At 65.3% G+C, this 13,993-nt stretch carries 16 protein-coding genes; 6 read left to right on the top strand and 10 right to left on the bottom strand.

Going from position 1 to position 13,993, the window contains the following annotated elements; genetic code table 11:
• The coding region (locus A3E77_RS02415; RefSeq protein WP_293643310.1) for a DUF3376 domain-containing protein at nucleotides 1-1,099 on the top strand (1,099 nt) is incomplete at its 5' end.
• Nucleotides 1,100-1,223: 124 nt separating this feature from the next.
• On the opposite strand, the gene dnaJ is transcribed toward A3E77_RS02415, so the two are convergent.
• Together dnaJ and dnaK are read right to left on the bottom strand one after the other, a co-directional pair.
• Complete coding sequence (gene dnaJ, locus A3E77_RS02420; RefSeq protein WP_293643311.1) at nucleotides 1,224-2,354, bottom strand: molecular chaperone DnaJ; 1,131 nt, start codon at nucleotides 2,352-2,354, stop codon at nucleotides 1,224-1,226.
• A 119-nt stretch (nucleotides 2,355-2,473) separates the two neighbouring features.
• On the bottom strand, nucleotides 2,474-4,384 hold the full coding sequence (gene dnaK, locus A3E77_RS02425) for a molecular chaperone DnaK (RefSeq protein WP_293643312.1): 1,911 nt from the start codon (nucleotides 4,382-4,384) through the stop codon (nucleotides 2,474-2,476).
• 154 nt (nucleotides 4,385-4,538) lie between these two features.
• Here dnaK and A3E77_RS02430 point away from each other — a divergent pair, with 154 nt between their 5' ends.
• Genes A3E77_RS02430 through A3E77_RS02445 form a run of 4 tightly spaced genes read left to right on the top strand, consistent with a single transcriptional unit; the run spans nucleotide 4,539 to nucleotide 7,521 of the window.
• On the top strand, nucleotides 4,539-5,060 hold the full coding sequence (locus tag A3E77_RS02430; protein ID WP_293643313.1) for a copper chaperone PCu(A)C: 522 nt from the start codon (nucleotides 4,539-4,541) through the stop codon (nucleotides 5,058-5,060).
• 6 nt (nucleotides 5,061-5,066) lie between these two features.
• Complete coding sequence (locus tag A3E77_RS02435) at nucleotides 5,067-5,543, top strand: vgr related protein (RefSeq protein ID WP_293643314.1); 477 nt, start codon at nucleotides 5,067-5,069, stop codon at nucleotides 5,541-5,543.
• Nucleotides 5,544-6,116 (top strand): hypothetical protein, encoded by a 573-nt coding sequence (locus tag A3E77_RS02440; RefSeq protein WP_293643315.1) that lies wholly within the window; start codon nucleotides 5,544-5,546, stop codon nucleotides 6,114-6,116.
• 49 nt (nucleotides 6,117-6,165) lie between these two features.
• On the top strand, nucleotides 6,166-7,521 hold the full coding sequence (locus A3E77_RS02445; protein WP_293643316.1) for a DNA recombination protein RmuC: 1,356 nt from the start codon (nucleotides 6,166-6,168) through the stop codon (nucleotides 7,519-7,521).
• 50 nt (nucleotides 7,522-7,571) lie between these two features.
• Here the strand turns inward: A3E77_RS02445 and A3E77_RS02450 are convergent, their stop codons facing one another.
• The 8 genes from A3E77_RS02450 to A3E77_RS02485 all read right to left on the bottom strand — a co-directional run bounded on the left by A3E77_RS02450 (nucleotide 7,572) and on the right by A3E77_RS02485 (nucleotide 13,731).
• Nucleotides 7,572-8,270, bottom strand: coding sequence for an META domain-containing protein (locus A3E77_RS02450; RefSeq protein ID WP_293643317.1), 699 nt, complete (start codon nucleotides 8,268-8,270; stop codon nucleotides 7,572-7,574).
• A gap of 161 nt (nucleotides 8,271-8,431) precedes the next feature.
• The gene (locus tag A3E77_RS02455; RefSeq protein WP_293643318.1) at nucleotides 8,432-9,238 is read right to left on the bottom strand and encodes a TrmH family RNA methyltransferase; all 807 of its coding nucleotides are present in this window, start codon (nucleotides 9,236-9,238) and stop codon (nucleotides 8,432-8,434) included.
• Nucleotides 9,239-9,242: 4 nt separating this feature from the next.
• Nucleotides 9,243-9,521 carry an HPr family phosphocarrier protein gene (locus A3E77_RS02460; protein ID WP_179493804.1) on the bottom strand — a complete coding sequence of 93 codons (279 nt, stop codon included), beginning with the start codon at nucleotides 9,519-9,521 and terminating at the stop codon, nucleotides 9,243-9,245.
• Entirely contained in the window at nucleotides 9,518-9,913 is a 396-nt protein-coding gene (locus A3E77_RS02465; protein WP_293643346.1) for a PTS sugar transporter subunit IIA, read from the bottom strand. Before A3E77_RS02465 ends, A3E77_RS02460 begins: the two co-directional genes overlap by 4 nt.
• Before the next feature lie 47 nt (nucleotides 9,914-9,960).
• Complete coding sequence (rapZ, locus tag A3E77_RS02470) at nucleotides 9,961-10,911, bottom strand: RNase adapter RapZ (RefSeq protein WP_293643319.1); 951 nt, start codon at nucleotides 10,909-10,911, stop codon at nucleotides 9,961-9,963.
• Nucleotides 10,908-11,354: an HPr kinase/phosphorylase gene (locus A3E77_RS02475; RefSeq protein WP_293643320.1), complete on the bottom strand. Its 447-nt coding sequence runs from the start codon at nucleotides 11,352-11,354 to the stop codon at nucleotides 10,908-10,910. The genes rapZ and A3E77_RS02475 overlap by 4 nt, the downstream gene beginning before the upstream one ends.
• 54 nt (nucleotides 11,355-11,408) lie before the next feature.
• Nucleotides 11,409-13,055: a sensor histidine kinase gene (locus A3E77_RS02480; protein ID WP_293643321.1), complete on the bottom strand. Its 1,647-nt coding sequence runs from the start codon at nucleotides 13,053-13,055 to the stop codon at nucleotides 11,409-11,411.
• Nucleotides 13,021-13,731 carry a response regulator transcription factor gene (locus A3E77_RS02485; RefSeq protein WP_293643322.1) on the bottom strand — a complete coding sequence of 237 codons (711 nt, stop codon included), beginning with the start codon at nucleotides 13,729-13,731 and terminating at the stop codon, nucleotides 13,021-13,023. Before A3E77_RS02485 ends, A3E77_RS02480 begins: the two co-directional genes overlap by 35 nt.
• On the opposite strand from A3E77_RS02485, the gene A3E77_RS02490 reads away from it, so the two are divergent.
• A complete protein-coding gene (locus tag A3E77_RS02490) occupies nucleotides 13,718-13,957 on the top strand; it encodes a hypothetical protein (RefSeq protein WP_293643323.1) in 240 nt (79 codons plus the stop codon). The two genes, A3E77_RS02485 and A3E77_RS02490, sit on opposite strands and share 14 nt — an antisense overlap.
• Nucleotides 13,958-13,993: the final 36 nt, after the last annotated feature.

Raw genomic sequence — 13,993 nt, forward strand, 5'->3', positions numbered from 1 at the left:
CATCCGCCGGATGCAGCATATCGTCGACGCGATGAAGGTGGAGGTCGAGGAACAGGTCGCTGCGCTGTTCGGCACCACCTTCTTCCTCGACACGCCGACAGTGGCGCGGCTCGAAAAATGGCGTGCCAAGGCGCAGGATCAGGCGTCGGCGCGCGCGGGCTTCGCTTATGCGCCTTATGGGCATCTGAAGCTGTCGGCGGTGATCGAGGAAATGGCGGGCCTGGTCGACCGCCTGTTGCCCCCCGAAGGCGCGGTGCATCAGGCGAACCGGCGGCTCGCATTGTGGGACGAAGCGCGCGCGCGCGGGCTCGACCGGATTTCTGGCAAGCGCGGAGCGGGGGCGAGCAGCGATGCGATTGCCTTTTTCCGCACCCATGATCTTGGCTTTCGCATCCGGCGCCTGCGCTTCCTTGCGCGCGAACTCGATACCGCGGTCGAGGCGACGCGCGAAGGACGCGACCCGCTGTGCGAAGACATGCGCGAGGCGATCTTCACCGCGCTTGGCCTTTATCTCGACCGACAGGGCGACAGCTGGCTTGCCGACCTCGACTTGCCCGCCGACGCCGGACCCGGCGACTGGATCGACGCGATCGCGGCGCGGCGCGACCTGCGCGCTGTCGATAGCGAAGCCGATGCGCTGATCGCCGCGGGGCTGTCGGCGATGCCCAAGGACGATCGGCGCACGCTGTTGCTCGCCTACCTCGGCTATCCTTTTTACGACATTGCGACGCTGCCGCTGTTGCAGGGGGAGGGCTTCGACGAATTCGACCCGATCAAGATCGACCGCATCTCGCCGTCCGACGCGACCGCGATCCGCAGCGGCGGCGCCGCGGCGATGCTCAAGGGAGTGGAGTTCAACAGCTTCGGCGCCTTTTTCAGCCGCGCCTACCGCGAAAATGACTATCTGTGGGGACGCCTCCACGGCGCCGACCGGCTGATCGACATCGTGGCGTCGAGCGTGGGGAGCGAAAAGGGATTGTCGGCGGAGGAACTGAAGGCGCTCAAGCGCCGTGCGTTTCATGCGATACTGGATGAGGAGGAAGAGCGGCTGCCGAAGGTGGCCGCGCTGATCGCCGAGCTGCGCGGGGAGATCGGTTAACCCCCTTCGTCATCCCCGCGAAAGCGCGGAAAGCGCGGACCCAGTGCGTGCGTCCGCTTACTCCGTCCCTGGGTTCCCGCTTTCGCGGAAATGACGATGTTCGGATGTCGACGCTGTCGACGGATCAATCCGTCAGATCGTCCCACATATCCTTGATCCGCCCGAAAAAGCCTTGGCTCGCCGGACATTCGTCGCCCGTCTCGGTCTCGCGAAACTCGCAGAGCAATTCCTTCTGCCGCGCTGTGAGCTTGGTCGGCGTCTCGACGTCGATCTGGACGACCAGGTCGCCATGTCCGCGGCCGTTCAACACCGGCATACCCGCGCCGCGCTGGCGCAATTGCTTGCCCGACTGGATGCCCGCAGGAATCGAAATGTCGTGCTTCTGGCCGTCGAGCCCGGGGATGGCGATCTCGCCGCCGAGTGCGGCGGTCGTGAAGCTGATTGGTGCGCGCGTGAACAATGTTGTGCCCTCGCGCTCGAACAGCTTGTGGCGTGCCATGTGCAGGAAGATGTAAAGGTCGCCCGGCGCCGCGCCGCGCGCGCCGCTTTCGCCCTCGCCCGACAGGCGGATGCGCGTGCCTTCGTCGACCCCCGCGGGGATGTTGACGGTCAGCGTCTTGCGCCGGTCGATGCGGCCCTCGCCATGGCAGCTGTTGCACGGATCGGCGATGACCTCGCCCGCACCCTGGCAGGTCGGGCAAGTGCGCTCGACCATGAAAAAACCCTGCTGCGCCCGCACCTTGCCGTGCCCGGCACAGGTCGTGCAGCGGTGGGTCGAGGTGCCGGGCTTCGCGCCCGATCCGTCGCATGTGTCGCAGCGCGCCGCGACGTCGACTTGAATCTCGCGGGTCACGCCGGTGAAGGCGTCCTCGAGCCGGATTTCCATGTCGTAACGCAGGTCGGCGCCGCGTGCGGGACCGCGCTGCTGGCGACCGCCGCCGAACGCCGATCCAAAGATCGATTCGAAAATATCGCCAATGTCGCCGAAATCGCCGCCATTGCCGCCGCCGAAACCGCCCGCGCCGCCATTGACGCCGGCCTTGCCGAAGCGGTCGTAAGCGGCGCGTTTCTGGGGATCTTTCAGGCAGTCATAGGCCTCGCTGATCGCCTTGAAACGCGCTTCGCTATCGTCGCATCCCGGATTCTTGTCGGGGTGATATTTCATCGCGAGCTTGCGGTAGCTCGCTTTCAGCGCGGCATCGTCGGCGGTGCGCTCGACTTCCAGCAGTTCGTAATAATCGATGTCGAGTGACATAGGTCAAAAGGCCCCTTCTTCACCCGTCACCCCAGCGGAAGCTGGGGTCGCTATCGGACTGGCGGTGCCTTGCCGAGAGCGATGCCAGCTTCCGCTGGCATGACGGTTGAAGATCATTCTTACTTCTTGTCGTCTTCGACTTCGGAGAATTCGGCGTCGACGACATCTTCGTCGCTCTTCGCCGCACCGGCATCATCGTCGGCGCCGGGGGATGCGGCCGACTGCTGCTCCTTCTCGTAGATCGCCTGGCCCAGCTTCATCGCGACCTGCGCGAGTGCCCCGGCCTTTTCGGTCATCGCGGCGGCATCGCCGCCTTCGACCGCGGTCTTGGCTTCGGCCACCGCCGCCTCGATCTCCGCCTTCAGGCCCGCGTCGACCTTGTCGCCATGCTCGCGGAGCTGGCTTTCGGTCGAATGGATCAGGCTTTCGGCGTTGTTCTTCGCCTCGGCCGCCTCGCGGCGCGCCTTATCCTCTTCGGCGAACTGCTCGGCGTCCTTGACCATCTGATCGATGTCGGCATCGCTGAGGCCGCCCGAGGCCTGGATCTTGATCTGCTGTTCCTTGCCGGTGCCCTTGTCCTTGGCGTGGACCGACACGATGCCGTTGGCGTCGATGTCAAAGGTCACCTCGATCTGCGGCACGCCGCGCGGGGCGGGCGGGATGCCGACGAGGTCGAACTGGCCGAGGATCTTGTTGTCCTGCGCCATTTCGCGCTCGCCCTGGAACACGCGGATCGTCACCGCCGACTGATTATCGTCGGCCGTGGAGTAGACCTGCGACTTCTTGGTTGGGATCGTCGTGTTGCGGTCGATCATCTTGGTCATGATGCCGCCCAGCGTCTCGATACCCAGCGACAGCGGAGTAACGTCGAGCAGCAGCACATCCTTGACGTCGCCCTGAAGGACGCCCGCCTGGATCGCGGCGCCGATCGCGACGACTTCGTCGGGGTTCACGCCGGTGTGCGGTTCCTTGCCAAAGAAATCCTTCACGACTTCGCGGACGCGCGGCATGCGCGTCATGCCGCCGACCAGCACGACTTCGTCGATGTCGCTCGCCGAAATGCCGGCGTCCTTGATCGCCTTCTTGCACGGTTCGAGCGTGCGCTTGACGAGCTCTTCGACCAGCTTTTCAAGGTCGGCGCGGGTGATCGTCTTGACCAAATGCTTCGGCCCGTTGGCGTCGGCGGTGATGAAGGGTAGGTTGACCTCGGTCGTCGCGGCCGACGACAGTTCGATCTTCGCCTTTTCGGCGGCTTCCTTCAGGCGCTGCAATGCCAGCTTGTCGCCGCGCAGGTCGATGCCTTCGTCCTTCTTGAAACCGTCGGCCAGATATTCGACGATCTTCGAGTCGAAATCCTCGCCGCCGAGGAAGGTGTCGCCGTTGGTCGACTTCACCTCGAACACGCCGTCGCCAACCTCGAGGATCGAGATGTCGAAGGTGCCGCCGCCAAGGTCATAGACCGCGATCGTCTTGTTCTCGGTCTTGTCGAGGCCATAGGCGAGCGCCGCGGCGGTCGGCTCGTTGATGATGCGCAGCACTTCGAGGCCCGCGATCTTGCCGGCGTCCTTGGTCGCCTGGCGCTGGGCGTCGTTGAAGTAAGCGGGAACGGTGATGACCGCCTGCTCGACCTTTTCGCCCAGATAGGCTTCGGCGGTTTCCTTCATCTTTTGCAGGATGAAAGCCGAAATCTGCGACGGCGAATAATCTTCGTTGCCGGCCTTGACCCACGCGTCGCCGTTGCTGCCCTTGACGATGGTATAGGGAACCAGCTCGGTGTCTTTCTTGGTGATCGGATCGTCGAAGCGGCGGCCGATCAGGCGCTTCACCGCGAACACGGTGTTTTCCGGGTTGGTGACCGCCTGGCGCTTGGCCGGCTGGCCGATCAGGCGCTCGCCGTCCTTGGCAAAGGCGACGATCGACGGGGTCGTGCGCGTGCCTTCGACATTTTCGATAACCTTGGGTTTTCCGCCTTCCATCACCGCGACACAGCTGTTCGTGGTGCCGAGGTCGATCCCGATCACTTTTGCCATTACTCACTCGTCCTTGTTGCTTCTTCGGCGCCCTGAAAAGGCACGCCGTCCATGGTTCTCATGGGGGCGATATAGGTGTGCTAATCCTTGGCACAAGAGCTTTGAACGCTTATCGGGGAGGGGAAATGACGCGCTTTTACGGAGTCCTCCCAAAATGAAACCCTTCGCTCTAGCCGCTCTTGCCGCCACCGCGCTCAGCCTGACAGGCTGCGGAGAAAATCTGGGCAAGGGACAATCGCTCAATGTGGTCAGCGGGCATATCGTCATGGGCGCGACGGCGGACCGTCCGGCGGTCGGCTATTTCCGCGTGGAGGGCGGGCCGCAGCCGGTCGAACTCGTTGCGGTGACCGCCGACCTCGCTCAGCGCGTCGAAATGCATGAAAGCGTCAAGGAAAACGGCGTCGTAACGATGAAGCCGTTGCTCCGCGCCGATGTGCCCGCGAAGGGCGAACTGGTGTTCAAGCAGGGCGGCAAGCATCTGATGATCTGGGGCATCAACGGCGCCGCGGTGCGCGCGGGCAAGCTGCCGATGGCGTTCGTCTTCACCAACAACAATAATGAACGCATCCTGTTCGACATGGTCATCAAGCCAGCGGAAGGCGCCGCGGGGGCGATGGACCATGGCGCGATGGATCACGGCACCGAAAAGGCGACGCCGGACGCGGCCAAGAAGTAGGCATCGGTGCCGCGTCCGTCGCGACCATTGACGAGCGGCGAAATCGCGCTCGCCCGGACGGTGTTCGGGGGCGCGATCGCCTATGACCATGTGCGGGTGAACCATCACAAATGGATTTTCTTCCAGCCACGGCACATCGTGATGGCGCCGATGGGCAGCCTGCATTTCAATCCGCATGGCGATCTTTATTGCGACGACTTCGGCGCCGCGTCGCAGCGATTGCAAGGCCTGTTCATCCATGAAATGACGCATGTGTGGCAGGCGCAGACGCGCGGCCGCTGGTATCTGGTGCTGATGCGCCACCCGTTCGCGACCTACAGCTACAGCCTCAGACCCGGCTGGCCGCTCGAACGCTACGGGCTCGAACAACAGGCCGAGATCGTGCGGCATTACTGGCTGCTGACACAGGGCATGACCGTCGGCGGCGCGCCGGGGGTCGATGCGTATCGCGCGATCCTGCCCGCATCGTGGGACATGGCGTAGATGGACGATTTCGAGTTTGTCTTTGCGCTCTACAGCCTGCTCCTCGGCCTTTCGATGGTCGAGCTGCTCGGCGGCCTCGGCCGCGCGATCGAGACGCGTTTTGCCGCGGAGGAAAGCCGCGAGGCCTTTGCGATCGGCTGGCTGACCCCCTTGCTCGCGATTTTCGTGATGCTCGACCTGCTTTCTTTCTGGAGCGCGGCATGGGTGGCGCGCGGCGACATCGCGGTGTCGAGCGCGGCCCTGCTCGGGGTCGCGGCCTTTGCGAGCATCTATTTCCTTGCCGCGCGGCTGGTCTTTCCTTCGCATCCCGAGGGTTTTGCGAACCTCGATATTCATTATTTCCGGGTCCGGCGGGTCGTGCTCGGCCTGTTGCTGGTGCTGCTCGGCGCGCAGCTTGGTTTTTATGTGTCGCAGCCTGAACTGGCCGCGGCGCTGGCGCGGCCCGTCGCGTGGATCATGACCGCGGTGCTCGTCGTGCTGATGGCCGCGGCGATGTGGGTGAAGGACCGGCGGTGGAATATCGCGATCCTCGCCGTGCTGATCCTGCGCTATATCGTCATCTACCTTCTCTGATCGATTTACCGACTAGCCAGGCAGACGTTGTTCGTCCTATGTTCCCGCCATGGATGGAAGCTCGCTCGTCGTCGCCCTTGTTGCCCTCGCCATCGGCGGCCTGATCGGCTGGCTTTTCGCCGGCCGCCAATCGGGAGCGCTCAAGGCCGAACGCGACGGGCTGTCGGAGCGGTTCAAGACGGCGGTCACCGATCTTGCCTCCGAGGCCGAGGCGCGCAAGGCGGCCGATATCCAGCTTGCCGCCTTGCTCAGCGAGCAAAGGGCGCGCGACGAGGCGCATGACGCACAGATCGCGCAGCTGAAGGACGCGCAGGCGGCGCTCACCGCGCAGTTCCGCGAGGTCGGACAGGTGATGCTGGGGGAGGCGCAAAAGGCGTTCCTCGATCGCGCCGAGGCGCGCTTCAAGGAAAGCGAGGCGACCGCGGGGCAGAATTTGAAGGCGTTGCTCCACCCGGTCCACGACCGGCTGGAGAAATATGAGGCGGCCGTTGCGAAGGTGGAGGCCGAGCGGCGCGATGCCTTTGGCCTGCTCCACGGCCAGATCGCGGCGATGCGCGAAGGCACCGAACGCGTGTCGAGCGAGGCCGCGAAACTGGTCAACGCGTTGCGCAACGCCCCCAAGGCGCGCGGTCGCTGGGGTGAACAGCAATTGCGCAACGTGCTCGAAAGCTGCGGCCTCTCCGAACATGCCGATTTCCAGACCGAGGTCAGCGTGAACGACGGCGATGGCGGACGGCTGCGCCCCGACGTCGTCGTGCGCGTTCCCGGCGGACAGAATCTGGTGATCGACGCCAAAGTGTCCTTGAACGCCTATCAGGATGCGTTCGGCGCGGTCGAGGAGCGCGAGAAGGCGGCGCATCTCGTCGCGCACGCCGCGGCGATGAAGGCGCATGTGAACACGCTCGGCGCCAAGGCCTATTGGAACCAGTTCGACGACACGCCCGACTTTGTGGTGATGTTCGTTCCGGGCGAACATTTCCTCGCCGCCGCGCTCGATCAGGATGCGGGGCTGTGGGACTATGCGTTCGAGCGCAAGGTGCTGCTCGCGACCCCGACCAACCTCATCGCGATCGCGCGCACTGTCGCGGCGGTGTGGCGGCAGGAAAAACTCGCCAACCAGGCGCGCGAGATCGCGGCGCTCGGCAAGGAGCTTTACGCGCGCATGTCGGTGATGGGCTCGCACATCGCCAAGGTCGGCCGCAACCTCGATCAGGCGACGGGCGCTTATAATGCGTTTGTCGGCAGCTTTGAATCGCAGGTGCTGACGCAGGCAAAACGCTTCGAGGCACTCGACATCGAGACGGGTGACAAGGAAATTCCGGCGCTGCCCATCGCCGAACAGGCCGCGCGGCCGCTGGCGAAGCTGGCGTCCGCCCCGGCAGCGGTGAATGACGCGGGCGAATAGGCCCGCGCTTGCGAACGGATACGAACCGACGCGCGCGAACGCTGATCGCCTCAGATCACTCGCTTCAGCACCGCGGTCTGCCCCTCGCTCCCCGTCAGGATCAACGTCCCGTCGGTCGGGAAGCTCAGGCTCACCGGCCCGCGCATGAGCACGAAAAAGGCACTCTCCTGAGCCATTCCGGCGCCGGGGCATGCCATCTTGGTCGCCACCAGCGGCCCTGCGGCGAGCGTGCCGTCGGCCACCGAATAGCTTCCTGAAAAACGGTTGCACCCGGCGCTGCCGCTGAGCCGCACGCCATCGAACTGCAAGGATGTCGGCCGGTCGGGGGCGACGGGCTTGCCGCCGATCGACACGAAGGTCCAGCTCGTCCCGGCGATGTCGGCGGGGGGCAGGATCTTGCCGCCGCACCCTTTCACCGTCTTGCCGTCGGCGACCACCGTGACCGTGTCGGCATAGCGCCGGTCGCTCATTCCGTCGCTGCATTCGCCGCGCGCGATTTCGACCTTCAGCCGGTCGGTGACATAATGTTCGCCATTCGTGACGGCGCGCGCGCCGGGGTTGGGGACCATGATCTTCGTCTCGCCATAATCACCGTCATAGCTGAGCCGCGACGGGGTGATCTCGAGCGTCCAGCCGGGCTCGGTGCCGAGTGCCATATAGGCGGCGGGCGGTGCGCCGGGGCTCTGCGGCGGCGATTCGGTCGCGGGCGCGCAGGCGGCGAGGGCGAGCAGGGGCAAATATCGGATCATCACAAGCTCCTTTACTCCGTTCGTGTCGAGCGAAGTCGAGACACCCGCCGACATTGCGCAAGGTCGAGAGGCATCTCGGCTTCGCTCGATGCGAACGGGAAGAGAGGACGCGATAGTAGCATGATGTTGGCGGGAGGCTGAACCGAAATGCCGCCCCCGGTTCAGCCCCGCCGCTGGTTCAGCACCTCATATGCCATCACCGCGGTTGCGACCGCGGCGTTGAGGCTGTCGGCCTTGCCCATCATTGGCATTTTGACGCGAACGTCGGCCGCAGCGGCATATTCGGGCGGCATCCCCTGCGATTCATTGCCGGTGAGGATGAAGGTCGGCGCGGCATAGCGCACCGCCTGATAATCCTCGGTATCGTCGCCGAGCCAGGTCGCGACAAGCTGGCCTGCTCCTTGCCGCAGCCACGGCAGAAATTCCTCCCAGCGCGCGACCACCAGCTTTTGCGTGAAGATCGCCCCCATGCTCGCGCGCACCGCCTCAACCGCATAGGGGTCGGTCGATTCGTCGAGCAGGATCAGCCCGCCGGCGCCGACCGCGTCGCCGGTGCGCAACATCGTGCCCAGATTGCCGGGATCGCGCAGCCGTTCGGCGACGAGCCAGATCGGCGCGGCATCGCGGTCAAGATCCGCAAGCGACGTTTCGGGTTCGGCATAGATGCCGACAACGGTCTGGGGATTGTCCTTGCCCGACAATTTGGAAAGGATCGCGGCAGTGGTGTCGATAACCTCGCCGCCCGCCGCCAGCGTGTCGGCGACCAGCGCGGCGGCGAGCGGATGCGCGTCACCTTCGGGGCCAAGGAACAGCCACTGCGGGAGGATGCCAGCCTCGCGCGCTTCGGTCGCGATGCGCAGCCCTTCGGCAAGGAACAGGCCTTCGGCGCGGCGGTGACGCTTCTCGCGCAGCAGCCGCATCCGCTTGATCAGCGGGTTCGACAGACTCTCGATGGTGGACCGGCGCATGCCGTCAATCCTCGCCGAAGCTGTCCTTGACCAGCCCGACCAGCTTCAGCAGCGCCGCATCGGCGCCGTCGCCGCGGGTGTGGATCGTGATCGAATCGCCCTTGGCGGCCCCCAGCATCATCAATCCCATGATCGACGTGCCGTTGACGCGCGATCCGCCCTTTTCGACCTCGACCGACACACTTTCGGGCAGGCGGCTGACAAAGGTGACGAATTTGGCGCTCGCCCGCGCGTGCAGCCCGCGCTGATTGGTAATTTCGACGGTTTCGGAAATTTCGCTCATGGTCCCACTCCCAGCATTTCCGATGCGACCGAAATATATTTCTGGCCGGCTTCCTTCGCCGCAATCACCGCGGCGCGAAGTTCCATCGTCTTGCGGGCGCTTTCGAGGCGGATCAGCATGGGCAGGTTGACCCCGGCGATCACCTCGGTGCGCCCCGATTCGAGCAGGCTGATCGCGAGGTTCGACGGCGTGCCGCCGAACAGGTCGGTCAGCATGACGACGCCGCGGCCCTCGTCGACCTCGCGAATCGCGTCGGCGATTTCCTTGCGCCGCATCTCCATATTGTCGTTGGGGCCGATGCACACGGTCGCAATCGCCCGTTGGGGACCGACGACATGCTCCATCGCACGCACCATTTCCTCGGCAAGACGACCGTGAGTCACCAGGACCATTCCCAGAAGCGGCAAAGCCTTATCGTTCGGCATGCAGTCGTCGACCCTTATGTTTTGCCGCCGGGTGCGGGAGACGCGGACGGGGGCTTGCCCTCAAGCCCATCTTGCGGGGCAGAGTCAAGATTGCGGTGGGTCACGGTCGGTTCGTGACCCGCCTCGCGTAGCGTCTGGGCAACACGCGCGGCAACATGGACCGACCGATGCCGGCCGCCGGTGCAGCCAAAGGCGATGGTGACATAGCTTTTGCCCTCCGCCCGGTAACGCGGCAGCAGGGTCAGGATCAGCCGCTCGATCTGCGCGACGCTGTCCTCATAGGCGGGGTCGGCCTTCACATAGGCGGCGACGTCGGCGTCGAGTCCGGTGCCGGGCTTGAGCTTCGGGTCCCAATGCGGGTTGCGCAGGTAACGCATGTCGAACACCAGATCGGCGTTGCGCGGCAACCCGCGCGCGAAGCCGAAGCTCAATATGTTCAGCACCGGCTCGCCCTCGCCGGCGTCGCCGAACCGCTGGCGCACCTCCTGTTGCAGGTCGTTGCTGCTGTAATTGGTCGTGTCGACGACATGTTCGGCCCAGCGGCGCAGCGGCTCCATCACTTCGCGTTCGCGCGCGATGCCGTCGGCGGCGGGGCGGTCCTCTGCCATTGGATGGCGCCGCCGCGTCTCCGAAAAGCGGCGCTCCAGCTCGGCGCCGGCGCAGTCGAGGAACAGCGTTTCGACGTCGTGCGTGCCCTCGTGGCGCAATTCCTTGATCCGCTTGACCAGCAGCGCGGGACGGAACCCGCGGCTGCGGCTGTCGATTCCGACGGCGATCGGGCGATTCGCCTCGCTGCGCTTGACCGGAGCGCCGATCAGCGCGTCGAGCAGCGCGAGCGGGAGATTGTCGACAACCTCCCACCCCAGATCCTCGAGCACCTTGAGCACCGTCGACTTGCCTGCCCCCGACAGGCCGGTGACCAGCAACAACCGCGGTTCGGCCGCCGGAGAGGAGGAAGCCGTCATGCGCCGGGCGCCAGCCGTTCGAGCGCGAGCATGATCTTGATCGGCGCCGACGCCTCGAACGCCGACAACAACAGCGCGGGCAGCGGGTGCCCTGCGACCCTTTCGACCTGGTTGACCGCCGGCATCCGGTCGTAGCGGTCGGTCAACCGCACCGCGAGCGCCAGCGGCACGCGCGCGGTCCATGGCCGCTCGATAATGCCGATGCCGCGCACTTCCAGCTTGCCGGCCAGCGCCTCGGGCGGCTGGCACCACAGGCGCTCGCGCTCGAACCAGATGTCGCAGCGATCGTCGGCGACCAGCCGCGCGCCACGGTCGATCAGCCGCAGCGCCAGGTCCGACTTGCCCTGTCCCGAATTGCCGAGGATCAGCACGCCGCCATTGCCCGCCGCGACGCAGCTGGCGTGGATATTGACGATTTCGGTTCTGGTCCGGCTCGGAAGCATGGCGCAAGGCTTACCGGCGACGAAGCGATGCGGCAAGGCGATAGGGCGAGTGCGTCAGCCCGCTTCGGCTCCGCCTTCGCGCGCCGGCAGGGTGATCAGCAGGCTCGCCCCCGGCTTGCCGTCGTCGCGATCCTTGGCGCTGATCGTCCCGCTATGGCCCTCGACGATCGTCCGCGCGATCGCGAGCCCCAGGCCGCTGTGGCGACCGAAGGCCTCGCCGGCCGGGCGTTCGCTGTGAAAACGGCGGAAAATTGCGTCGCGCTGTGCAGGCTCGATGCCCGGACCGTCGTCGTCGACCTTCACATGCACCTCGTCGCCAAGGCGTGTCGCAGAGATGCAGACGAGGCCGGTTTCGGGGGAGAAGCTGATGGCATTGTCGATGATATTGTCGATCGCGCGTTCGAGCCGGTGGCCGTCGCCCATCACCACCGTCGTGCCCTTGCGCGGCCGGGCAAAGGCGAGCCGTGGGTGAGGGGTGCCCGCATCGACCCGCGCCGCACGCGATGCCAGCATCGATTCGATCATCATGCCGACGTCGATCGGTTCAAACAGCGTGCGCGACAATTGGGCGTCAACGCGGCTTGCCTCGCTGATGTCGCTGACCAGGCGGTCGAGCCGCCGGACATCCTCGTCGGCTATGCGGAGCAGCTGCGCGCGCTGTTCGTCGCTCTTGACGCGCCCCAGCCCCTCGATCGCCGAACGGACCGAGGCGATCGGGTTTTTCAGCTCGTGCGTCACGTCGGCGGCGAAATGTTCGCCCGCGTCGATCCGTTCGCGCAGCGCCTGCGTCATGTCGGACAGCGCGCGAGCGAGCGTGCCGATCTCGTCGCGGCGGCTGGGCAGGCGCGGGACAACGACTTCGCGCGCACGGCCGAGCCGAACGCGCACCGCGGCGCGGGCAAGGCGGCGGAGCGGGCGGACGATTGTGCGCGCAAGGAAAAGCGAAAGCAGGACCGACGTCATCAGCACCATGGCGACGACAATCGCGATCCGGAACCGTTCGGCGCGCACCGTGCGTGTGATGTCGCGCGCGTTGAGCGTCATCAGCACCGTTTGCGGTTCCTCGAACTCGACGACGCGCGCCGCGCTGAGCAAGGGGGTGCGTTCGGGGGCGTAGCGGAACTGGCTCGCCGCGAGGCCGCTCGTCTGCGCCTCGACGACTTCGGGCCACGACTGCGCCGTGTCGACCGCGGGTTCTTGGAAATCGGGATAGGTCGGCGCGCCGACGATCCAGTCGATACCACGGTCCATCGCGCGCGCCGCGTCGCGCTTCCACGGTTGCAGGTTGGGATCGCGCAGCGTGTAGGTCGCGGGTCCGTTCGCGAAACTGTCGGAAATGAGCCGTCCGTCGGCGGCATAAAAGCGCAGCCGTGATTCGGTCGCAGCGGCAAATTCGTCGATCAGACCGGCGCGCTGGTCGGGTCGTGCGGCTTCGAGCGCGCTGTCGAGCATCGCGAGCTGATCTTTCATCACCTCGATGCGTGTATCGACGAGGCGGCTGCGATAGGTGTCGAGATAATAGAAACCGCCGGCCAGCAACGCGACAGCGAGGATGTTCACCGCAAGGATGCGCGTGGTCAGCGACCAGCGCGCCGACCAGACGAGCGGCGATTCTTCCTGTTCGGCAACGCTGGCGTCGGGTTTCAATCCGTCGCGCTGCTGGGCGTCAGCTGTCGTCGGCAAAGCGATACCCCGCGCCATAAAGGGTTGCGATCGCGTCGAAGTCCGGGTCGACTTCGCGGAACTTGCGGCGCAGGCGCTTGATGTGGCTGTCGATCGTGCGGTCGTCGATATAGACATCGTCCTGATAGGCGGCGTCCATCAACTGGTTGCGGCTGCGCACGATGCCGGGACGGCTCGCCAGCGTTTCGAGGATCAGGAATTCGGTGACCGTCAGCGTCACGTCCTTGCCGTCCCAACTGACCTTGTGACGCGCCGGGTCCATTTGCAGCCGCCCGCGCGTGATCGGATCGGCAACCGGCTCGTCGTCGCCGTCGGGCGAACTGCGGTTCAATTCGACGCGGCGCAGGATGGCGCGGATGCGCGCAATTACCAAACGCTGTGAAAAGGGTTTGGCGATATAATCGTCGGCGCCCATCGCGAGCCCGAGCGCCTCGTCGATCTCGTCATCCTTGCTGGTCAGGAAGATGACGGGAAGCTGGCTTTTTTCGCGGAGTCGGCGCAGCAATTCGAGCCCGTCCATGCGCGGCATCTTGACGTCGAAGACGGCCAGGTCGGGCGGATTGTCGATCAACGGTTTCAGCGCGGCTTCGCCGTCCGAATAGACTCGCGTCACAAAGCCTTCGGCTTGCAGCGCAATCGACAGCGATTGCAGGATGTTGCGGTCGTCGTCGACCAGCGCGATGGTTGCCGTCATGCTCTTTCCATTGGCGGGCGTGACCGAGCGATTAGCCTATCCGATGCCCAGCGACAACCGCGCCGCAATGTCCCTGGTACCGCAGGCCGAGTTCGTCGCAGATGCGGCGCGGCCGCGCTTTAATCTTTTGACCTCCCCCGCCAAGCGAGCTAACGCGGCCGGGATTTCGGAATCGGCGGACACGTCGGCACCCATGCAAATGCGGGCCAGCCCATTAGCGCGCTGAATATTGCATAGGTATGCAACGACGCCGCCGGACAGG

Source organism: Sphingopyxis sp. RIFCSPHIGHO2_12_FULL_65_19 (assembly GCF_001830555.1).
GTDB lineage: Bacteria > Pseudomonadota > Alphaproteobacteria > Sphingomonadales > Sphingomonadaceae > Sphingopyxis.